This is a genomic window from Mycobacterium vicinigordonae (genome assembly GCF_013466425.1).
Classification (GTDB): Bacteria; Actinomycetota; Actinomycetes; order Mycobacteriales; family Mycobacteriaceae; genus Mycobacterium; species Mycobacterium vicinigordonae.
In genome coordinates this window covers 4,069,581-4,091,627 of the sequence record NZ_CP059165.1, presented here as the reverse complement: position 1 = coordinate 4,091,627, position 22,047 = coordinate 4,069,581, and the positions used below count along the sequence as shown (strand labels likewise).

The following is a 22,047-nucleotide window of genomic DNA, read 5'->3' as shown; positions in this document are numbered from 1 at the left end:
CGTCAACCTAGGGCGGGTAGTAGGCACCCCACTCACGTTCCGCGGCAGACTGTGCGGCTGCTGTCGCGGGCCGGCAGTTGGGGTCGCGGCTGGCCAGGTTTACCAATGCTCCGGCCAGGGCAAAAATCGGCACTGCGTGTCGTTCGCTGGCAGACAGCAGTTCTCGGAACGAGACGTATGTGCTGCAGCGGCGCAGACCGACGAGGATGCCTACCGCCACGTCGAGTGCGCGGGTGTTTTGCTCGCGGCCAGAGTCGAGGTGCGGGTGCGTCTGCAGACCGTCCGTCATCCGACTTCGACCTCTCGTTGAAACGCTATGTCGGCCATGGTCATGGCACGAAACGTCAAGCGCAATAAGGGAATCACCGGCAGTGAAAGCAGGCCGCCCGGTGCGCTGCACGTGACCTGGGAAACCATTGCATGGGATAACTATACGACATCGGCAAGAGGGGGGCGTCGCATTCGGTTCGATCGACGCGCCGACGACAGGAGCTGTTTCGCCGAACGCGCTGATTACACCCCCGACTGCACCGTAACCCGTTTGATTTCTGGCTGATTCGACCGCTACGCCGCGGGGACGCGACGGAGACGCGCGACCAGCGGGTACATCTGGCAACCCAGGCAGATGCCGAAAGCGGCGTTGAGGAAGGCGGCGAAGAGAGCGAATCCAGTTGCGATGGTACCGAGCAGTTGAATGCCCGACGCGAATCCCACGACCCCGATGACAGCGAATACAAGACCGACGAGTTGGGCGAACTTCAGCGGTGGCACCGGTTCACGTTCAGTCACCGGACCGAGCCGTGTCGCGACGAACTTGGCGAAGAGCCACCCGTACGGGCTGTTCCGCGGGCCGCGCACCGCGGTGACCGCGAAGACCACTGCTTGCGCCGCGAGAATCACCGCCGCCGCAATGGGGCTGATCATCGAGACCACCAGGGTGAGCACCAGAACGGTGGTTGTGATCCAGGCCGCGAATCGCGGTCCGCGGACGTCTACTTGGCTGATATCGGACGGCATCGACGTTGTTCCTCTCACTCGCCTGACTCGACCGCTGACACCAGCAGTGGTTGCAGCGCCGCGTGCAGGTCAACGGCTTTCGGTACGCCCGCCGTGCGGTACTGCTGCTGGCCTTTGGCGTCGAAGATGAAGGTGGTGGGCAGCGACAGCACCGATAGTCGCCTGGCCGCAACCGGGTTCGCGTCGATGTCCAGTTCGACGTGCGCGACTTCGGGCAACTCAGTGCACACCTGGTCGACTACCCGTCGAACCGCCGCGCAGGGTCCGCACCAGTCAGCGCTGAAGTGCAGCACCGTCGGCCCACTGTCGGACAGGTTGAGGTCGGAGTTGTCCTGCTCGGACGCCGAGGGATATGTCGCGGGCCGCAGCACCCCCGACCGCCGGTTGATCACACAGCCCAAGACGCATGCCGCGCCTAACGCCGCGACAATCGCAACCCCGGCTATCACCACAGAACTCACCAGCTCACCAACACTTTCTCCGTCGCGATATTCCCTAGATGGAGAAATCCTCGCCATGCCACACCCCGGCCTCGGGGGGGCGAATGACACGCTCTGCCGACTGACCGTTCTGCTGGCCGGTGCCCTGCTCTTCCAACCTGGCCACCCGGGTGAGTAGTGACTTCAGGCTGACCCCGACGAGGTCGGGCAGCTTGGATTCGTCCTCGCTGGCAGGTCCCGGGCGGCTGACGATCTGTCCCGGCACACCGACCACCACAGCGCTGGCCGGCACCTCCTTGACCACCACGGAGTTGGCGCCGATCCGGCTGTCATCGCCGATTTTGATCGCACCCAGCACTTTGGCTCCGGCGCCGATGACAACCCGGTCGCCGATGGTGGGGTGTCGTTTGCCGCGGTCGCGGCCCGTGCCGCCGAGGGTGACGCCGTGAAACAGGGTCACGTCTTCGCCGACCTCCGTGGTCTCCCCAATCACCACCCCGGTCGCGTGGTCGATGAACAAGCCGGGGCCCAGCCTGGCGCCGGGGTGGATTTCCACCCCGGTCAGGATCCGGGTGATTTCCGCCAAGGTCCGCGCCAGCAGGCGCGCGCCGCGCAGCCACAGCCAGTGGCTGATCCGGTGCCCCCACACGGCGTGCACACCCGGGTAGGCGAAGACGACCTCGAGCACGGTCGGCTCGGCCGGATCGCGTTCCCTGGCCGCTCGGATATCCCGTCGGATGGCTTTGAGCACGGTCAATCCGCCAGATCAGAGAACAGCACGGTACTGAGATAGCGTTCGCCGAACGACGGCAGCACCACGACAACGAGCTTTCCGGCATTCTCCGGCCGGCGCGCAACTTCGAGGGCGGCGGCTACTGCGGCACCCGAGGAGATGCCGACCAGCAGGCCCTCTTCTTTGGCCAGCCGGCGGGCCAGCGTGAGTGCGTCTTCGTTCTCGACGGTGATGACCTCGTCGACCAGAGCCATGTCCAGCACCGGCGGGATGAACCCGGCTCCGATGCCCTGGATGGGATGTGGTCCCTTCTGGCCGCCGGACAACACCGGCGACGCAGCCGGCTCGACCGCGATGAACTGCGTTGACGGCTTGCGTTCCTTGATCACCTGGGCGACGCCGGTGATGGTTCCACCGGTGCCGACGCCGGAAACGAAAAAGTCGATTTTGCCGTCGGTGTCGCGCCAAACTTCTTCGGCGGTCGTGACGGCGTGCACGGCCGGGTTGGCCGGATTCTCGAATTGTTGGGGCATGAAGTAGCGGTCGTCGGATTTGACCAGCTCTTCGGCCCGTGCGATAGCCCCCGGCATGCCTTCGGAGCCCGGGGTGAGGATCAGTTCGGCCCCGTAGGCCCGCAGCAGCATCCGTCGTTCGATGCTCATCGTGTCTGGCATGGTGAGCACCAGTTTGTAGCCGCGAGCGGCGGCCACCATTGCCAGCGCGATACCGGTGTTGCCGCTGGTGGGCTCGACGATGATGGTGTCCGGGTTAATCAGGCCTGCCTGCTCGGCCGCATCGATCATCGCCACGCCGATGCGGTCCTTCACGCTGCCGGCCGGGTTGAACGACTCCAGCTTGGCCACGACATCAGCAACTGCGCCGTCGGTGACCCGGCGGAGCCGCACCAGCGGCGTGTTCCCGATGAGTTGTGTGATGTTCTCCGCGATGGTCATCCACATTCTCCAACGATGTCGGTGCCGGCCCGGACGGTTTGCCAGGTGATGTCGAATTCAATTGTCGCGTGCACAGGGGTGGTCAGCGCAACCGGAGTGAGTCCGGGAACCGACCCCTGTGCCGACCCTGCCAGCGCCACTCCGGTCAACACCCGGCCGCTCAGGTGGTGCGACGTGAATCCGGTCAGCCTTATTCCCTTGGTTCGCGGGCTCCCCGCGGTGAAACACACATAGAAGTCGGTGCCTGGTGCGATCCTTTCGTCGAGGACCGCGCCGAATGCGTCGATGAGTTGATAGCCGGCGCCGACTCTCAGCGTCATCGGGACGCTCACCTGGAACGGGCCGACCAGCCCCGGCTCGGCGACGGCCGCGCTGTCGAGCAGCGGCTGCGGGGCGGTCCGAAGAGCGGTGTAGGCCCCGGACAGCAAGTAGTTGTAGAGATGTACGACGCGGTCGGTGTTGCGGTAGTGACCGGAGCCGGTAAGCCAGAAGTCGACGTGGTCGATGGTGGCCGCCGCGTCGGGTGAGCCGTCCGGCGCGGCGGTGAGCAACCGGTAATAGCGGTAGCCGCGGGCACCGCGGCCGTGACTGTCGCTCGACAACGTGCTGCCGAGGCCGAGTGTGCGCTGGTAGCGGCCCCTGCCCGGATTGGTGACCAATTGGGATCCGGAGACGTCTTGCCAGACGACGGCGTCGGCGGATTTCTGCAGCCGAACCGTGACGGGGGATTCAGACGCGGTCCATAGCGCGTACCCGCCGAGTTGCGGCTGCCCGTCGAACTCGAAGGTGAGCGCCGAGCCGGGGCCCCGGAGAACGGCGATGGGCGCATTCAACGGCCGGGTGTCCAGTGCCATCCCGTTGGTGAAGTGCCAGATCGCGGCCTGGGTCGCCGCGATGGCCTCATGCTCGCTGATGTTGCCCCGACCTAGCGGGTAACCAGCCCGGCGCAGCTCGTCGCTCACCCGCGCGATGGACCGCATCGGGAACGAGTGGCGCAGGATCCACTCCACCTCGGCTTCACATCCGCGGGTGTGTAGATGGGGGAGCGCCGACCACGACCCAAGCCGATAGGGCGACGGGTGATGCGGGGCGATCCCGGCGAAGTCCAGCGAGTAGGCCTGCAGGTTGGGATTGAGCCTGATCAGGTCGGTGCGAGCCGAGGTGCCGTCGGTGAACACAACCTTGTCAACGGTGTGCGAGTAAGTGCCGCCGCGGTAACGCGTCATGCGAGCCGGTTCGACGGCGGGGCGGACGCGGACTCGGCTGCGGGTCGCGACCCGCGATATGGCCGTGGGTATCGATAGAACGGTCATGGGACGGTTGCTCTTCCTGAACGGTGTAGCGCGCATCACTACACCGAGATCGGTGGGAGCGCGACGATTGCTGAACGGTCAGATGGCGTCAGAAATCAACAGGAACAACAACAACAGGCCACGGCAATGCAGCGCGTGCGGACAATACGCAGCTGGACGGGCTGTGGCATGCGACCACTATAAAGCATCGAAAATTTGGACTCCGCTGAGAGGAATCTGGGAGAGTCTTGCCGGTTCGGCTCAGCCTCGGTTAAACGCTTTGTCCGGGCGCCAAGGTCTGGTTACCCTCGGCGGGCATTCGGGCTTGAGGTGGGGCATGATGGCTCTGCCGGCAATCCCCGCGTAGCCGGAGAATACGCACGGAAAGGACGACGATGGCCACTTCATCCCAGGGGGCGCAGAACGAGTCCCAGGCGCTCGGCGACCTTGCCGCCCGGCAGCTCGCCAATGCCACAAAGACCGTCCCGCAGCTGTCGACGATCACGCCTCGCTGGCTGTTGCACCTGCTGAGCTGGGTGCCGGTGGAAGCCGGTATTTACCGCGTCAACCGGGTCGTTAACCCGGACCGGGTCGCCATCAAAGCCGAGGCGGGTGCCAGCGTCGACGAGCCGCTGCCGGAGACTTATGTCGACTACGAGACCAGTCCGCGCGAGTACACCCTGCGTACCATCTCGACCTTGCTCGACATCCACACCAGGGTTTCCGACTTGTATTCGAGCCCGCACGACCAGATCGCGCAGCAGCTGCGGCTGACCATCGAGACCATCAAAGAGCGCCAGGAGTTCGAGCTGGTCAATAGCCCCGAGTACGGACTTCTGGCTCAGGCCACCCCCGAGCAGACCATTCAGACCCTGGGCGGTGCCCCAACCCCTGACGACCTGGACGCGCTCATCACCAAGGTGTGGAAGACGCCCAGCTTCTTCCTTACCCACCCGCTGGGCATTGCCGCGTTCGGACGCGAGGCTACGTACCGCGGGGTGCCGCCGCCGGTAGTGAGCCTGTTCGGCGCCCAGTTCATCACCTGGCGTGGTATCCCGCTGATCCCGTCGGACAAGGTGCCGGTCGAAGACGGCAAGACGAAGTTTCTGCTGGTGCGCACCGGTGAGGAGCGGCAAGGCGTGGTGGGCCTGTTCCAGCCGGGTCTGGTCGGGGAGCAGGCGCCCGGCTTGTCGGTGCGGTTCACCGGGATCAACAAGTCGGCGATCGCCACCTACCTGGTCACTCTGTACACCTCGCTGGCTGTTCTCACCGACGATGCGCTTGCCGTGCTCGACAACGTCGCCGTGGACCAGTTCCATGAGTACAAGTGAGTACCGCTCGGTAGACGCCGAAAGCGAACTCCCGGTCAGCGCCGGGGAACTGGCCGCGCTGGCCAGCCAGATCTACGCGGCCAGCATCCGGCCAGGGCCGGACAGCCCACCGCAGACCACACCGGTCGCGCCGCGCGGGAACGCACCCGACACGACGGCCGCGACGTCGGCTGCACGGACGGCTGCAACTACCTCTGATCTGTTCCCGGCCCCGGTGCCGCTAGTCGGATTATCGGATGTGTACGTCCCCGCCCCGACATCCCCCGGGCCGGAGGGTGTCCCGCCGCAGACGGCGCCGGTGGCGCCGCGCGGCAGTGTGCCGGACTCCACTGCAGCGCCTACCGCCGGTGAGACCTTGGCCGCCGATCCGTTGCTGCCACCCGGAGTCGTCGACCTGACGGTGTTCGCAGTGCCGACGTCGGGCATCGTCCCGACGGTGCCCGGTGTGCTGGCCGGCGCGGCACCGACCGCCCCGGTGGCACCTCGTGGCTCGGCGCCCGGTTGGCTACCCGAAGCCCCAACGGTTACCGATCTGGGTTGGTCCGACGCGCCGGTGGCGGCACCGGGCCCGCGCGTGCCCGGGGATGAAGCCAGCTACAACTTCCTCACCCGACCCGAGCCGATACCGCAGCTGCCGGACGAGCACGAGGTTTTCGACGTCGCCGCGGTGCGGGCCGATTTCCCCATCCTGCGCGAGACAGTCAACGGCAAGCCGCTGATCTGGTTCGACAACGCCGCCACCACCCAGAAGCCCCAGGTGGTGATCGACCGGTTGGCGTACTTCTACGCCCACGAGAACTCCAACATCCACCGTGCGGCACACGAATTGGCCGCCCGGGCCACCGACGCCTACGAAGAGGCGCGCGATACCGTGCGTCGTTTCATCGGCGCCCCCAAGTCCGAACAGAACATCTTCGTGCGGGGCACCACCGAGGCCATCAACCTGGTCGCCTACGCGTGGGGTGGCAAACATCTCAAACCCGGCGACGAAATCGTCATCACCCACCTCGAGCATCATGCGAACATCGTTCCCTGGCAACTGATTTCGCAGCAGACCGGCGCGGTGTTGAAAGTGGCGCCGGTGGACGAGGCGGGCAATCTGCTGCTGTCGGAATTCGAGGACCTGCTCGGGCCGAAAACCAAACTGGTTGCAGCAACCCAGGTTTCGAATGCGCTGGGTACGGTGACCCCCGTCGAGAAGATTGTGCAGCTCGGGCACCGCTACGGGGCCCGGGTGCTGATCGACGGCGCGCAGTCGATTCCGCATCTGCCGATCGACGTCGCCGAGCTGGGTGTGGACTTCTTTGTATTCTCCGGCCATAAGATCTACGGCCCCACGGGAATCGGTGTGCTGTACGGCAGCGAGGAGGCGCTCGCCGAGACGCCACCGTGGCAGGGCGGCGGGAACATGATCGCCGACGTCACTCTGGAGCGGTCGCTGTATCAAGGCCTGCCCAACAAGTTCGAGGCCGGCACCGGCAACATCGCCGATGCGGTCGGACTCGGTGAAGCGCTGCGCTATGTCGAGAAGGTGGGCATCGAGCGCATCGCGGCCTACGAGCACGAGTTACTCGAATACGCGACACCGCGGCTGGCCGACATTCCCGGTGTTCGCCTGGTGGGTACCGCGAGCGAAAAGGCCAGCGTGCTGTCGTTCGTGCTGGCCGGTCACGAGCCGCTGGAGGTCGGCAAAGCGCTAAATGCCGAGGGAATCGCGGTCCGGGCCGGCCATCACTGCGCGCAGCCGATTCTGCGGCGGTACGGGCTGGAGGCCACGGTTCGCCCGTCGTTCGCGTTCTACAACACCTTCGAGGAGATCGACATCTTCCTCAGGGCAGTCCGTCGCATCGCGGAGGGCGGCGCGGCCGTAGGCTGATCGGCGCATACTTTCCACCCTTGTTTTCCGCCTGATTACAAACCTGGGTTGGACCAGGCGTTGCTCGTAAGCTGGCGTCGTGTTTCTATCTGCAATTAGGCGACGCAGCCTGGATTACGTTGCAGAAGTTGCTAAACCCTTGTCGCACAAGATAATACGGCCAGATGCGAATCCTGTTGCCGCGCAGGCTTAACGAGGATCTGATATGAGCCGTCTGTACTTTCGGATAACCCGGGGGGGTAAACCGACCCGATGACCATCTCGACAACCATGTCCAAACCCATGAACGCGCTGGGCGGGTTCTTCCAGTTCTGCGCGGAGACATTTGTGGTGCTGGTGCGACGGCCGTGGGCGTGGCGCGAGATCCTTGAGCAGATCTGGTTCGTCGCCCGGGTGTCGATTTTCCCGACCATCATGTTGTCGATTCCGTACACGGTGCTGATTGTGTTCGTGTTGAACATTCTGCTCGTAGAGATCGGTGCCGGCGATCTGTCCGGTGCCGGCGCAGGGCTGGCGTCGGTGACGCAGGTGGGCCCGGTTGTCACGGCAATGGTCGTCTCGGGTGCCGGCTCGACGGCTATGTGCGCCGACTTGGGAGCGCGCACCATCCGTGAGGAAATTGACGCGATGAAAGTCATCGGCGTTAATCCCATTCAGGCACTGGTGGTCCCGCGTCTCATTGCGGCCACCTTCGTCGCGGTGCTGCTGTATTCGGTGGTCGCTGTAACCGGCCTGGTCGGCAGCTACATCTTCGTCGTGTACGTCCAGCACGTCACACCCGGCGCCTTCGTCGCGGGGATGACATTGCTCACCGGGCTGCCGCAAGTGGTGATTTCGCTGATCAAGGCGACCCTGTTCGGCATCTCGGCGGGCCTGATCGCCTGCTACAAAGGACTTTCGGTGGGCGGCGGCCCCGCCGGTGTCGGCAGTGCGGTGAACGAAACCGTGGTGTTCTCATTTATGGCTTTGTTCTTCATCAATATCTTGACCACCGCGCTCGGTGTGAAGGTCACCGCCAAATGAACCCCACCGTGCCATGAGTGAGGCGACGCTGAGCGGCCCTTCGCGATTCGCAGACATCGCCTCCAGGCTCGTGTCGGCCACTCGGAAAATGGGCGAACAGACCGCGTTCTATGGTCGTTCCCTGCTCAACATCGGCGAGGCCGTACGTCGCTATCCGGGTGAGCTGCTGCGGCTGATCGCCGAGATGGGCATGGGCACAGGAGCGCTCGCGGTCATTGGTGGCACCGTCGGCATCATCGGCTTCCTGACGCTGACCACCGGTGCCCTGGTGGCAGTGCAGGGCTACGACACGCTGTCCAACGTCGGCGTCGAGGCACTGACCGGTTTCCTGTCGGCATTCTTGAACGTCCGCATGATCGCGCCCTGCACAGCAGGGTTGGCACTCGCGGCCACCATCGGCGCCGGCGCGACCGCCCAATTGGGTGCCATGCGTATCAACGAAGAGATCGACGCGCTGGAAGTAATGGGCATTCGCGCGATCACCTATCTGGCCTCCACTCGGATCATCGCCGGTGTCCTGGTTGTCATCCCGCTCTACGCCGTCGCGGTGCTGATGTCGTTCATCGCGGCCAAATTCCTGACCATCTTCGTCTACGGCCAGTCGCGCGGCGTCTACGAGCACTATTTCGGTACGTTCCTGCATCCCACCGACCTGCTGTGGTCGTTCGGGTCGGCGCTGGCGATGGCCACCGGTGTGATGGTCGTCCACACCTACTACGGTTTCACCGCGACCGGCGGCCCGGCCGGTGTCGGAGAGGCGGTCGGCCGGTCGGTACGGTCGTCGATGATCGTCACCGCTTTTGTGTGCCTGTTAATTTCGCTGTCCGTCTACGGCCAGCACGGCAACTTCAACCTGTCTGGCTGACCCATGAGCAATCACCACGACAAGCGCGACCGGGGAGCCTTCCGGGTGAACAGAAGCCGGACGAGCAAGATCGATCCGATTTGGTACGCGCCGACGTTGTTTATTGTGATCGGGTTGCTGATTGCGCTGACCGCGGGCGCCTTCACCGGCAAGTTCGACACCTTCGTCCCGCTGACCTTGGTGTCGGATCGGGCTGGCCTGGTGATGGAGTCGGGCGCCAAGGTCAAGTTGCGCGGTGTGCAGGTCGGCCAGGTCGCCTCGATCGGCACCGACACCAAAGCCGCTCGGCTGCAACTGAAGATGCAGCCGGATGCGTTCAAGTTCCTGCCGAGCAACGTCGAGGCTGAAATCAAGTCGACCACCGCGTTTGGGTCCAAGTACGTCGAGCTGACCGTGCCCGAGCATCCCAGCCCCGCGAGACTGAAGCCCGGTGCGGTGCTGCACTCCCGGAATGTGACCGTCGAAGTCAACACGGTTTTCGAAAATTTGCAGTCCGTGGTCCAGGCCATCGACCCGGCGAAGCTGAACGCGATCCTGTCTGCCTTCGCGCAGTCGTTGCGCGGCAAGGGCGATCGGATCGGGCAGGCGATTACCGACGCGAACGACGTGCTGCAGGCCGTCAACCCGCGTCTGGACACGATGCACCTGGACTGGAAGCTGTTCGGCAAGACGATGGCCGCGTATTCGACCGCAGCGCAGGATATCCTGACGATCCTCGATTCGGCGTCGACCACCAGCGTCACCCTCACCGACAATCAGCGGTCACTGGACGCCGTGCTGATGTCCGCGATCGGCTTTAGTCAAGCTGGTATCGGCGTCATCGGCCGCAGCGAAGCGAACATCGTGCGGTCAATCAACCTGCTCGACCCGACAACGGCGCTGCTGCAGATGTATTCGCCCACCTACACCTGCCTATTCCAGGGCGCCCAATGGTATGTCGAGCATGGCGGCAGGGAAACCCTTGGGGGCAATGGATATTCGTTCATTATGGATGCCGGGCTGCTCTTCGGTGACGATCCGTACCGGTACCCGAAGAATCTGCCGAAGGTCAACGCGACCGGTGGGCCCGGCGGCCGGCCGAGCTGTGGGTCGCTGCCGGATCCGAGCGCGAATTACCCGGTGCGGGCGCTGGTCACCGACACCGGATGGGGTGCCGCCCCGAATGAGATCCGCACCAACCTGGCCGTCGGTAATCCTTGGTGGTCCAACTACTTTCCGACCACTAAGAATCCGCCGGAGCCGCCGCGCTACTTCTACCGCGGAGGGCAGCCACCACCATGAGTCAAGCTGGAAGGCCGGGCACCTGGAGAGTCGCGGCCCGGGTCGCGTTATTCACGGTGGTGTGCTTGCTGTTCACCTTCGCCCTGATCACGGTATTCGGCCAGTTGCGGTTCGACGACCGCACCAACTATCGGGCGTTGTTCACCAATGTATCCGGCCTAAAGTCCGGCAACTTCGTGCGTATCGCCGGAGCCGAGGTCGGCAAGGTCGGTGACATCACCCTGCATCGCGACGGCACTGTGACCGTCGACTTCGCGATCGACCGTAGTCTGCGCCTGACCGAGGGCACCAAGGCCGTAGTGCGCTACGAAAACCTGATTGGTGACCGGTTTCTCGCCTTGGAGGACGGCGCCGGGTCACCGCGCCGGTTGGCTGCGGGTGCGACGATTCCGCTATCGAAGACATCGCCGGCACTGGATATCGACACCTTGATCGGCGGATTCCGCCCGTTGTTCCGCGCTCTGGACCCCGAACAGGTCAACGCGCTGTCCGGGCAACTGCTTCGTATATTCCAGGGGCAGGGCGGCACCCTGGCCTCGGTGCTGGCTCAGACCTCGACGCTGACTTCCACTTTGGCCGGTCGCAGCGAGTTGATCGGAGAGCTGATCACCAACCTGAATACGGTGCTACATACTTTCGCCGCCCGTGATCACGAGTTCTCCGACGGCTTGGACAAACTCGCGGAATTCGTCGACGGCCTGGCGCAGCGCAAGACCGACATCTCCAACGGGCTCGCGTACGTCAATGCTGCCGCGGGTTCGATCTCCGACCTGCTGGTCCAGGCGCGCCAGCCGATTCGCGATGTGGTGCACGAGACCGACCGCATGTCGGCCCAGGTGCTCGCCGACCGAGAATACGTCGACGGTCTGCTGCACAGCCTTCCCGACGTGTACCAGGTGTTGTCGCGGCAGGGCCTTACCGGCGACTACTTCGGCTTCTACTTCTGCGAAGTGCTGCTCAAGATGAACGGCAAGGGAGGCAACCCGATCTACATCAAGTTGGTCAGCCAGCCCTCTGGGCGGTGCACGCCTCAATGAGCTTCTTCAACCAGCGATTCGGGGGCAAACCAGGCAGAAAGCGCAGCTCATTCCTGCTGGGCGTGATGGGCACCGTACTGGTGACCTGCCTGGTGATCGTCGCGTTCCAGTACAACAAGCTGCCGTTCGTCAACGATTATGACAACTATGCGGCCTACTTCGCGGAGGCCGGCGGCATCAAGCCGGGCAATCAGGTACGGGTGTCCGGCGTGGGTGTCGGCAGAGTTTCCGATATCCGCTTGGAAGGCACCAAGGTCCGGGTCGGGTTCACCGTCCGCAAGAAGGTCGAACTCGGGGACCGAACCGAAGCGGCGATCAAGACCGAAACGATCTTGGGCTCCAAGATGCTCGAGCTCACTCCGCGTGGCGGGGGCCGGCTGGCGGGCGTCATACCGCTGGAACGCACCACGTCCCCCTACGACCTGCCCGATGCGCTGGGCGACCTGACGACCCAGATCAGCGGACTCGATACCGTCCAATTATCCACGGCCTTAACCACCTTGGCGGATACCTTCAAGGAGACACCGCCGAATCTGAGGCCGGCCCTGGAAGGCGTGGCGCGATTCTCGGACACCCTGAACAATCGTGATGCCCAGCTGCGCAGCCTGTTAAGCAACGCCAACAATGTCGCCGGCGTGCTGGGCCGGCGCAGCCAGCAGATTGCCGCCCTGGTATCTAATTCCAATGCGCTGCTGGTGGCGCTGCTGCAGGAGCGGGATTCGATCGACGCATTGATGAACAATCTGACGGCGGTTTCGCACCAGCTCTCGGGGCTGGTCGACGAGAACCGCACGCAACTCAAGCCGGCGCTCGACAAGCTGAACCGCGTACTGGAGGTCCTCGACAATCGCAAAGAAGACCTGCAGCGCACTCTGCCCAAATTCAAGCGATACGCAATGTCTTTCGGTGAAGTCCTGGGATCCGGTCCCTTTTTCAAGGCTTATGTCGCGAACCTGGTCCCCGGTCAGCTGAGCGGGCCGATACTCGACTCCCGCATGTACGACCGGTATCTGGATCCCAACCAGCACTTGCCCTCCGAGTCGGTGGACCCGCCCACCGGGTCGCCGCCCGTGCCGCCCGAAGCCGCGCCGCAGCCGCTGTGGTCTCAGCCGCCCTCACCCGGGCCTGCGCCGGGGCCCCCGCCCGAGCCCGCACCTGCCGGGGTGGGCGCGCCGTGAACGTCGAACGGAAAGTTGTCCGGCAGGTGACTTGTGTCAGCCTGGTCCTCACCCTGGCTTTCGCCTCGTTTCTGGTCGGCCGGCAACTGTGGAAAGAGGTCGACAAGAACACCTACTCGGCGTACTTCGTCAACGCCAACGGCCTTTTTGTCGGCGACGAAATTCGCATTTTGGGTGTCGCGGTGGGTGTGGTGGACAAGATCGAGCCGCAGCCGACCAGTTCAAAGGTGACCTTCTCGGTCGACAAGCAGTACCCTGTCCCGGCCGACGCCCGCGCCGCGATCTTGTCGCCGTCACTGGTTACGTCGCGGGCGATTCAACTCGTACCAGCCTATTCCGGTGGACCCAAACTGGCTGCGGGAGCGTCGATACCGCTGAGCCGCACCGCGGTACCGGTGGAATGGGACGATTTCCGCCGTCAGCTGGAGAAGCTCACCGAGTCGCTGCAGCCGACGACGCCGGGCGGGGTGAACTCGCTCGGCACCTTTGTCAACTCTGCCGCGGACAACCTGCGCGGCGAGGGCGACACCGCGCGCGACACCATCATTAAGCTCTCCGAAGCACTTTCGGCGCTCGGAGACCACGCCGATGACATCTTCAGCACGGTGCGCAATCTGCAGCTGCTGGTTTCGGCGCTGTACTCCAGCAGCGATCTGTTGGCGTCGTTCAACCGGAATCTGGCCAGCGTAACGACCGTTCTGACCAATACCCCCAACGAAATCGCCAGTGCGGTAAGAGGTCTGGACACCGCGCTGGTGGACTTGCGCGGATTCCTCGCGGAGAACCGCGAATCGATCGGTGTCACATTCGACCGGCTGAGTTCCATCACCACCGCTCTGAACGACAGCCGCGCCGACATCAAACAAATTCTGCATGTCGCTCCGACGGTGTTTCAGAATTTCGTGAACATCTATCAGCCCGCGCAGGGTGCGATGACCGGCATCATCGCGCTGAACAACTTCGCCGACATTCCCCAGTGGATATGCAGCTCTATCGAAGCGGCCTCCCGACGCGGCCTGGACCGGGTGTCCAAGCTGTGCCTGCAGTATGTCGAGCCGATCATCAAGAACCGGATCTACAACTACATCCCGGCGGGGCTCAATCCGTTCGTGGGGCCGCAGGCCCGCCCGAACGAGATTACCTACAGTGAGGACCGGCTGCGACCCGATGGGCCGCCGCCCGGGGCCGTACCGGCTCCTGATGCACCGCCCGAGCCGCCCAACCCCGCCCCGGCGGCCCGTCCGGGCCCGACCCTCCCCGACCCGGCATTGGGGCTGGCCGGCCTGATGGTCCCGCAGGGGCCCGGATGATCAGGCGCGCCGTGCTCGCTGGACTCACCGCCGCCTGCCTTGCGTTGTTGCCCGGGTGCGATTGGCATGGACTGAACTCGCTGAGGCTGCCCGGCACCGCCGGTGGGGGTCCGGGCTCCTACACAATTCAGGCGCAGCTGCCCGACGTGGTGAACATCCAGGAAAACACTCGCGTCCGCGTCGACGACGTCAACATCGGCAACGTCACCAAGATCGAGGTCCAGGAGTGGCACGCGCTGGTCACCATGCGCATCGACGGCAACGTCCACCTGCCGGCCAATTCCACGGCCAAGATCGGGCAGACCAGTCTGCTGGGTTCGATGCACGTCGAACTGGCGCCGCCCAAGGACGAGCCGCCGGTCGGTCAACTCGTCAATGGGTCGATCATCCCGCTGTCTCACGCCAGCATGTATCCGACCACCGAGCAGACCCTGGCCTCGGTGTCGGTGCTGCTCAACGGCGGGGGGCTGGGCCAACTGCAGGAGATTACCCAAGCAGTGGCCAAGGCGTTCGCCGGCCGGGAGAACGACATGCGAAGCCTGTTGCACCAACTCGACGAGTTCATCGCCGGCACCAACGCGCAGACCGACGACATCATCTCCGCCGCAGAGAATCTCAACGCGCTGGCGGGCCAGTTCGCCGCCAAGGACCAGGTCGTCGACCGAGCTTTGACCACCGTGCCGAAGGCGCTTGCGGTGTTGGCCCAGGAGCGTGCCGCGATCGCCGACGCGATCGACCAACTCGGCAAGTTCAGTGCCGTCGCAGCCGACACCGTGCGCCAGAGCAAGCAATCCCTGGTCAACAACTTGCGCAATATCGCCCCCGTGCTGCGCAGGCTCGCAGACGCCGGACCGGCGCTCACCAAGGGCTTGGATGGGCTGGCGACCTACCCTTGGCCGACCTCCACGGTCCGCAATTGGTTCCGCGGTGACTACGCCAACCTCACGATGATCGTCGACTTGACGTTGAGCCGCATCGACACCGGCATCTTTACCGGCTCCCGATGGGAGGGCAACCTCACCCAGCTCGAATTGCAGTGGGGCCGCACCATCGGCATGCAACCGAGCCCGGCCACCGCGGGCAACCCGCTGACCTTCCCCTACCACGACGGGGGGTACTGAATGCTGCGCCTGAATCGCAGGACCTGGGTTCAATTAGCAGTGCTGTTTGTCGTGACCATAATCTCTTGCGGTGCAATGGCATTCAACTACATGAAACTACCCGAAACATTGTTCGGGATCGGGGAGTACCACGTCACCGTCGACTTGCCGCAATCCGGCGGGTTATACGAGAACTCGGTCGTCACCTACCGCGGCACCGACGTGGGCCAGGTCAGGTCGGTGAACGTCACCGCCACCGGGGTGCGCGCTGTGCTGGCCCTTAAATCCGGGGTCAAGGTGCCCGCCGATGTGCAGGCATCCGTACATAGCCGCTCGGCGATCGGGGAACAGTACCTCGAATTGACCCCGCTACCGGGTGCTGGGACTCAGGCACAGCACACCCGGTTGCTGCGTAACGGGGACGTGATCTCCGCAGGCCACGTCGATGTGCCCGTCGATATCGGCCGACTGCTGGACATGACCAACCGTGCGCTGCAAGCGATTCCGCGAGCAAACCTGAGCACAGTGATCAACGAGTCCGACCGTGCGGTCGGTGGGCTGGGCCCGGAACTGTCTCGGATCGTGGACGGGTCAACGGCGTTGGCGATCGCGGCAGGGCAAAACGTCGGGCCGCTGACCACCCTGATCGACCAGGCGCCGCCGGTGCTGAATTCCCAAGTGCAGACCGCGGATGCGATCGCGACATGGGCACACCGGACCGCCGCGATCACGGCACAGTTCCAGGCGCAGGACGCCGCCCTGCGAGATCTTTTGCGGCAGGGCAGTTCCGGGCTGGAGGAAGGACGCGCGATGTTCGACCGCGTGGCACCCGCAGTGCCGGTGCTGTTCGCGAACCTGGTGAGCCTGGGGGACATCGCCTTCGTCTATCGCCACGACATCGAGCAGATCTTGGTGCTGCTGCCGCAGGGTATCGCCGTGATGGCCGGATCCCTGGTACCCAACACCGCGACCAAGCAGGACTATCGCGGGTTCTATCTGGACTTCAACCTCAACATGAACTTACCGCCCCCGTGCACGACCGGCTTCCTGCCGCCGACGCAGCGCCGTTCGCCGGCCAGTGTGGACGCGCCGGACCGGCCGGCGGCCGAACTTTACTGCCGGCTGCCACAGGACTCCGAGCTCAATGTCCGTGGTGCACGCAATATTCCGTGCGAAACCAAGCCGTGGAAGCGGGCTCCCACCGTCGAAATGTGTGAAAGCGACGAGGAGTATGTGCCGCTCAACGACGGCTACAACTGGAAGGGCGACCCCAACGCCACCACCACCGGCCAGGGGGTTCCGCAGTATCCGCCGGGCCAGGACCCGCGGCTGCCACCGCCTCAAGGCATCGCACCGGCACCACCGCCACCTCCACCGCCGGTAGCGGTCGCCACGTACGATCCGGCGACCGGTGACTACGTGGGACCCGACGGGCACCGCTATACCGAGTCCGATTTGGCACATCCACGTGCCAAGAACTGGCAATCGCTGCTGGTGCCGTCACCGTGAGCAGTAGGAAGGAGCAACATGGCTGACGAGCCTTCTGAGAAGCCTGATATTGCTGACACCCAAGGTGAAGTCGCTTTGTCCAGGGAATCCGACGAGTGCATTGAGGCGGACGCCGACGCGGCCGAGAACCCAGTCGCCTCTCGCGCCACCGGTCGGGGACTGCCGAATCCACTTGGGCGGCTTACCCACATCGGGCGCGCTCTGGTCGTCAGCGGAGTCGTCGTGGCCGCGCTCGCCGGATTGACCGGTTGGCTCGGCTACCGCGGGTACGAGCAGCACCAGGCCCGCGTCCAACGCCAGTTGTTTATCCAGACGGCCCGCCAGGGTGCGGTGAATCTCACTACACTCAACTACACCGAGATCGACGCCGATGTGCAGCGGATCCTCGATTCGGCCACCGGCGCCTTCCGGGAGGATTTCGAGCATCGGGCCAAACCGTTCATCGAACTCGTCAAGGCCGCGCAGTCGAAATCGGAGGGCACCGTCACCGAAGCTGGGCTGGAGTCCCAGCAGGGGGACTCGGCCAGGGTGTTGGTGGCGGTAGCGGTGAAGTCGCGGACGGCCGCCGGCGAAGAGGCGCCGCGGGAATGGCGGATGCGAATCGATGTCCAAGCCGTCGGCAGCGACGCCAAGATGTCGAATGTGGTGTTCGTGCCATGACGACGCTGAGCGAACGGACCACGGGGATGACAACGCGAGCCGAAAGTACGCCGGATGACGATACGACGCAGGAATCCGCTCTTGTCGGCGGCAATGAGGACGGAGAGGCCACCGAGACGTCCGGCGACGAAGCTGCGGATTCGGGCAGCGACGAATCAGAAGGCGAACTGCACGACGAATCGGAAGACGAACTGCGCGACGAGTCGGACGACCGGCTGGATGGAGACGCCAAGGCGATCCGGCGCCGGCCCCCGATCGCGCGGTCGCGTGTCCTTGCCTTCGGCGTGCTGCCGGGGATCGCGCTGCTGCTTGCGCTCACCGCGGGCTATTTCAAATGGGTGGACCTGTCCGGATCCGAGGAAGCGCGGGCCCGCGCCGAATCGGTGCGGGTGGCCAGCGACGATGCAGTTGCCCTGCTGTCGTACAGCCCCGAGTCGGCCGAGAAAGAACTTGGTGCGGCGCGGGAACGGCTCACTGGCGATTTCAAGGACGCGTACACGTCCTTGACCCGCCAGGTCGTCATTCCCGGCGCCAAACAGAAACACATTACCGCGGTAGCGAAAGTCACTGCGGCTTCGTCGGTTTCGGCGACACAAAATCACGCCGTGGTGCTCTTGTTCGCGAATCAGACCGTGATTGTTGGCGACGGTGGCACTCCCACCGACACCCAGCCGGTTATTCGGGTAACACTGGACAAGGTCGGCGGGCGCTGGCTTGTTTCGCGATTCGACCCGGTCTGAGCGAGAGGCCGCCATGACATGTTTGATCCGATACGCAATCCATTTGGCACGCATGCTCGTCGTGCTTGCGGCGGCAGCGGGATCGGCGGCTCCTAGCGCCGTTGCTGACAACAAGAGGCTCAACGACAGCGTCCTGTCCGGTGTCTACACCACTCAGCACCAAGCTGGCTGTACGAACGATGTAGTGATGAACAACTCGCTGTATCTGGCCGCGCAATGGCACGCCGACGATATGATCGACAACCGAAACATCAACGACGACATCGGATCTGATGGCTCGACACCACAAGACCGAGCTTACGCAGCCGGGTTTCGCGGCCGAGTAGCCGAAACCGTGGCGACTAATCCAGCGCTGGCCATCACTGGCCTCGAAGTGATGCGGCAGTGGTACGACAACCCGGAATATCTTGCGATCATGCGAGATTGCACTAACACCGCGATGGGCGTCTGGTCAGACAACAGCTTGGACCGCACCGTCGTGGTTGCCCTGTATGGGCGGCCCGAGGAGCAGGGACGCTGACGTATGAGGTGGCGTAAAATTCACCGCGATTCGAAATTGCGCCTCGTTAAGTCCGTGCAGATCGTGGGAACCCAAGGCAGAACGTAGCTTCTAAGGCTGAGGGAGTAGTGACCGCATGATCTTCACCCAGCATTACCTGGACTGCTTGTCGCAGGCCTCGTACTTGATCGGGGACGAGACCACGGGGCGTGCCGTGGTCGTCGACCCGCGCCGAGACATCGAGCCCTACCTCGATCAGGCGGCCGAACACGGTCTGCTAATCGAGCGGGTCATCGAGACCCATATCCATGCCGACTTCCTAAGCGGGCATTTGGAATTGGCGGCTGCGACTGGGGCGGTGATCTCCTTCGGCAAGGACGCGAACGTCGAGTTCGCCATCGAGCCGTTGCACGACCGGCAGCGCATCTCCTTGGGGGAAGTCATGTTTGAGATCCTGTCGACACCCGGTCACACGCCGGAGTCTATCTCCGTCGTGGTGTACGAGCACCCGGACGACGAGCTCCCCTACGGTGTCCTGACCGGAGACGCGCTATTCGTCGGCGACGTCGGCCGCCCGGATCTGCTTTCGGGCAAAGGCATCTCTGCCAACGACCTCGCGCGAACCCTGTACCGAACACTGCACGACAAACTACTCAAGCTGCCCGACGCCACCAGAGTGTTTCCGGCGCACGGGGCCGGGTCGACCTGCGGCAAGCAGTTGTCCAGCGAGACCAGTTCCACCATCGGCGAGCAGCGTGAAACCAACTATGCCGCCCAGATTGCCGACATTGACGAATTCGTCGCCTCGCTCACTTCCGACCAAGCCGTACAGCCGCGTTACTTCGAGTATGACTCGCAGCGCAATCGGCAGCAGCGTCCGCTGTTGAACGCGGAGCTGCCAGGCGCATTGGACAGCGATGCGGTCGCCCGGCTCGCGGCAGCGGGCGCCAGCCTGCTCGACGGCCGCGAACCAGAGGAGTTTGCGGCGGGTCATCTACGCGGCGCCGTCAACGTCAGCCTGAAGGGTCGTTTCGCCGAGTGGGCCGGCGGCGTCTTGGACATCGAAAAGGACATCGTGCTGGTGGGTGATCCCGCGCAGGCGCGGGAGAGCAGAATCCGGCTTGCGCGGGTGGGCCTGGATCGGGTCATCGGCCAGTTAGACGATCTGGACGCGGTGCTGCGGAGACAGCCGGAGCGCGTCGAGCGAACTGAACGCTATACCGCCGACCAACTTGACCCGTTGCGCCGCTCGACAGCTGAGCTGCAGATCATCGATGTGCGCGGCAAAGCCGAGTTGGAGGATGGAATGATTCCCGGCGCGCGGCACATTCCATTGCCCGCGCTGGCCGACTCGCTGGACGAACTCGACAGGTCAGTGCCGGTGCTGACGTATTGCGCGAGCGGGACGCGCTCCATGATCGCGGCCAGTCTGTTGCAGGCGGCGGGTTTCGGAGACGTCGCGGATCTAATTGGTGGGTTCGATGCCTGGGAGAAAGCTGGACTGCCACTGGCTGGCGGCGCGGATCAATCGTAGACCGGAGCCCACATGCTGTCGCGAATCGCTTGGCGCACATCGTCGTACGATTTCGTCGCCACCCCGTCTTCGACGGCGGCCTGGTAGACGGCTTCGGCGACCTGCGCTGAGATGTTCCGCAGATTCCGCACGTCAGGCAGTAACGAATCACCGGGTGCAATTGGAGTTGCCTGTTGGGCAACGGCTTTCGCTGAAGCGTGCAGCATCGGTTGAGTTATCCGGCGTGCTCCGGCAACAATGGTGCCCAGTCCGATACCTGGGAACACCAGCACATTGTTGGCCTGCCCGACGGTGTAGGTGGTTCCTTCGTACTCGACGGGGGCCATCGGACTTCCGGTCGCCACCAATGCTTTGCCTGCCGACCACTGCACCAAGTCTGCCGGCATGGCTTCCATCCGCGACGTCGGGTTGGACAGCGGGAAGATCATCGGGCGCTCACACGATGCCGTCATCGCCTCCACCACCGCGCGGTTGAACGCGCCGGACACCGCCGAACAGCCGAGCAATAGCGTGGGGGACGCGAGCCCAATGGTCTCCACCAGCCCCATTCGTTGGTCAGCGCCCACTCCCAGGCGGTCGCGGTTCTTGGCGTAGGGCAACTGAAAGTCCCGCAGGTCGTCCATGTCGTCGAACAACAGGCCCTGCCGGTCGATCGGCCAGATCTGTGCCGTGGCCTGCTCGGCGCTGGCGCCGTCGGCGATCATTGCGTCCCGAATCTGGTCGGCTACACCCAAACCCGCGGTCCCGGCGCCGAAGACCACGATCCGCTGATCCCGCAGCGGAGTACGGGTGAGCTTCGACCCGCCGTAGACGGCGGCCAACACGACTGCGCCGGTGCCCTGCATGTCGTCGTTGAATACGCAGTAGTCAGCGCCGTAGGTGGCCAGGATCTTGCGGGCGTTGGCCGGCCCGAAATCCTCGAAATGCAGTATTGCATTGGGGAACATCCGGTGGGCGGTCTCGACGTATTGCCGGATGAAGTCGAAGTACTCATCTCCGTGGCGCCGGGCATGCCGGTTGCCCAGGTAGAACGGATCGTGCAGCAGCTGTTCGTTGTCGGTCCCGACGTCCAGCGACACCGCCAGTGTCCGGCGCGGGTCGACGCCGCCGCCGGCGGTGTAGAGGGCCAGCTTGCCGACCGCAATCTGGATGCCGCCCACACCCCAGTCACCGATTCCCAGGATCGCTTCGGCGTCGGTGCATACGATCAGGTCGATGTCGTCGGGGCCTTGCCCGAGTGTCTCGAAGGCTTCGGCAATCTCCTCGGGTTCGTCGATGCTCAGAAACAGGCCGCGCTGCCCGCGGTATTCGTCGGAGAACCGCTGGATCGCTTCACCCACCGTCGGCGTGTAGACAACCGGCATCAGCTCGGGCAGATGGTCGATCAATACCTTGAAGTACAGCAGTTCGTGGCGGTAGTGCAACTGCTCGAGCAGCAGATTGCGACCCAAATCGGTAGCCATGCTCTGCAATTGGTGCCATACCCGGTCGGCTTGCTGGTCCAGGGTGAGCACCGCGGACGGCAACCGGCCGGTGAGGCCAAGCCTCTTGCGCTGTTCGTGGGTGAAACCCACCCCGCGGTTGAGACTCGGTGTGGACAACGCGGCCGGGAATCGGGGCACGCAGGCATCGCTCATGGAAAGCTCCGTCCGTGACTGGGCGTAACCAC

21 protein-coding genes are annotated in these 22,047 nt (G+C 64.1%); 14 read left to right on the top strand and 7 right to left on the bottom strand.

Annotation, left to right across the window (positions count from 1 at the left end):
- Positions 1 to 7: 7 nt before the first annotated feature.
- From H0P51_RS18375 to H0P51_RS18350, 6 genes are all read right to left on the bottom strand, one after another.
- Positions 8 to 289, bottom strand: coding sequence for a transcription antitermination regulator (locus H0P51_RS18375; RefSeq protein WP_180914264.1), 282 nt, complete (start codon positions 287 to 289; stop codon positions 8 to 10).
- Between the two features lie 275 nt (positions 290 to 564).
- A complete protein-coding gene (locus tag H0P51_RS18370) occupies positions 565 to 1,017 on the bottom strand; it encodes a DUF4395 domain-containing protein (protein ID WP_180914262.1) in 453 nt (150 codons plus the stop codon).
- A 14-nt stretch (positions 1,018 to 1,031) separates the two neighbouring features.
- A complete protein-coding gene (locus tag H0P51_RS18365) occupies positions 1,032 to 1,478 on the bottom strand; it encodes a thioredoxin family protein (protein WP_246398066.1) in 447 nt (148 codons plus the stop codon).
- A 34-nt stretch (positions 1,479 to 1,512) separates the two neighbouring features.
- Positions 1,513 to 2,208: a serine O-acetyltransferase gene (gene cysE, locus H0P51_RS18360; RefSeq protein ID WP_180914259.1), complete on the bottom strand. Its 696-nt coding sequence runs from the start codon at positions 2,206 to 2,208 to the stop codon at positions 1,513 to 1,515.
- Positions 2,209 to 2,210: 2 nt separating this feature from the next.
- Positions 2,211 to 3,143 carry a cysteine synthase A gene (gene cysK, locus H0P51_RS18355; RefSeq protein WP_180914257.1) on the bottom strand — a complete coding sequence of 311 codons (933 nt, stop codon included), beginning with the start codon at positions 3,141 to 3,143 and terminating at the stop codon, positions 2,211 to 2,213.
- Entirely contained in the window at positions 3,140 to 4,456 is a 1,317-nt protein-coding gene (locus H0P51_RS18350; RefSeq protein WP_180914256.1) for a thioester domain-containing protein, read from the bottom strand. The genes cysK and H0P51_RS18350 overlap by 4 nt, the downstream gene beginning before the upstream one ends.
- 374 nt (positions 4,457 to 4,830) lie before the next feature.
- On the opposite strand from H0P51_RS18350, the gene H0P51_RS18345 reads away from it, so the two are divergent.
- From H0P51_RS18345 to H0P51_RS18280, 14 genes are all read left to right on the top strand, one after another.
- A complete protein-coding gene (locus H0P51_RS18345) occupies positions 4,831 to 5,766 on the top strand; it encodes a family 2A encapsulin nanocompartment shell protein (protein ID WP_180914254.1) in 936 nt (311 codons plus the stop codon).
- Positions 5,753 to 7,642 (top strand): family 2A encapsulin nanocompartment cargo protein cysteine desulfurase, encoded by a 1,890-nt coding sequence (locus H0P51_RS18340; protein ID WP_180914252.1) that lies wholly within the window; start codon positions 5,753 to 5,755, stop codon positions 7,640 to 7,642. Before H0P51_RS18345 ends, H0P51_RS18340 begins: the two co-directional genes overlap by 14 nt.
- A gap of 252 nt (positions 7,643 to 7,894) precedes the next feature.
- Positions 7,895 to 8,665 (top strand): MlaE family ABC transporter permease, encoded by a 771-nt coding sequence (locus H0P51_RS18335; protein WP_180914250.1) that lies wholly within the window; start codon positions 7,895 to 7,897, stop codon positions 8,663 to 8,665.
- 88 nt (positions 8,666 to 8,753) lie between these two features.
- Positions 8,754 to 9,530: an ABC transporter permease gene (locus H0P51_RS18330; protein WP_425488882.1), complete on the top strand. Its 777-nt coding sequence runs from the start codon at positions 8,754 to 8,756 to the stop codon at positions 9,528 to 9,530.
- A 3-nt stretch (positions 9,531 to 9,533) separates the two neighbouring features.
- A complete protein-coding gene (locus tag H0P51_RS18325) occupies positions 9,534 to 10,811 on the top strand; it encodes an MCE family protein (RefSeq protein ID WP_180914247.1) in 1,278 nt (425 codons plus the stop codon).
- A complete protein-coding gene (locus H0P51_RS18320) occupies positions 10,808 to 11,848 on the top strand; it encodes an MCE family protein (RefSeq protein WP_180914245.1) in 1,041 nt (346 codons plus the stop codon). The genes H0P51_RS18325 and H0P51_RS18320 overlap by 4 nt, the downstream gene beginning before the upstream one ends.
- Entirely contained in the window at positions 11,845 to 13,026 is a 1,182-nt protein-coding gene (locus H0P51_RS18315; RefSeq protein WP_180914243.1) for a virulence factor Mce family protein, read from the top strand. Before H0P51_RS18320 ends, H0P51_RS18315 begins: the two co-directional genes overlap by 4 nt.
- Positions 13,023 to 14,336, top strand: coding sequence for an MCE family protein (locus H0P51_RS18310; RefSeq protein ID WP_180914241.1), 1,314 nt, complete (start codon positions 13,023 to 13,025; stop codon positions 14,334 to 14,336). The genes H0P51_RS18315 and H0P51_RS18310 overlap by 4 nt, the downstream gene beginning before the upstream one ends.
- Positions 14,336 to 15,457: an MCE family protein gene (locus H0P51_RS18305; RefSeq protein WP_281374055.1), complete on the top strand. Its 1,122-nt coding sequence runs from the start codon at positions 14,336 to 14,338 to the stop codon at positions 15,455 to 15,457. Before H0P51_RS18310 ends, H0P51_RS18305 begins: the two co-directional genes overlap by 1 nt.
- Positions 15,458 to 16,945: an MCE family protein gene (locus tag H0P51_RS18300; protein WP_180914239.1), complete on the top strand. Its 1,488-nt coding sequence runs from the start codon at positions 15,458 to 15,460 to the stop codon at positions 16,943 to 16,945.
- Between the two features lie 18 nt (positions 16,946 to 16,963).
- The gene (locus H0P51_RS18295; RefSeq protein ID WP_246398065.1) at positions 16,964 to 17,605 is read left to right on the top strand and encodes an Mce protein; all 642 of its coding nucleotides are present in this window, start codon (positions 16,964 to 16,966) and stop codon (positions 17,603 to 17,605) included.
- A complete protein-coding gene (locus H0P51_RS18290; protein WP_343061710.1) occupies positions 17,602 to 18,345 on the top strand; it encodes a hypothetical protein in 744 nt (247 codons plus the stop codon). The genes H0P51_RS18295 and H0P51_RS18290 overlap by 4 nt, the downstream gene beginning before the upstream one ends.
- Before the next feature lie 13 nt (positions 18,346 to 18,358).
- A complete protein-coding gene (locus tag H0P51_RS18285) occupies positions 18,359 to 18,865 on the top strand; it encodes a CAP domain-containing protein (RefSeq protein ID WP_180914238.1) in 507 nt (168 codons plus the stop codon).
- A 115-nt stretch (positions 18,866 to 18,980) separates the two neighbouring features.
- Positions 18,981 to 20,378: an MBL fold metallo-hydrolase gene (locus H0P51_RS18280; protein ID WP_180914236.1), complete on the top strand. Its 1,398-nt coding sequence runs from the start codon at positions 18,981 to 18,983 to the stop codon at positions 20,376 to 20,378.
- On the opposite strand, the gene H0P51_RS18275 is transcribed toward H0P51_RS18280, so the two are convergent.
- On the bottom strand, positions 20,369 to 22,015 hold the full coding sequence (locus tag H0P51_RS18275) for an NAD-dependent malic enzyme (RefSeq protein ID WP_180914234.1): 1,647 nt from the start codon (positions 22,013 to 22,015) through the stop codon (positions 20,369 to 20,371). The genes H0P51_RS18280 and H0P51_RS18275 overlap by 10 nt on opposite strands.
- Between the last annotated feature and the right edge of the window lie 32 nt (positions 22,016 to 22,047).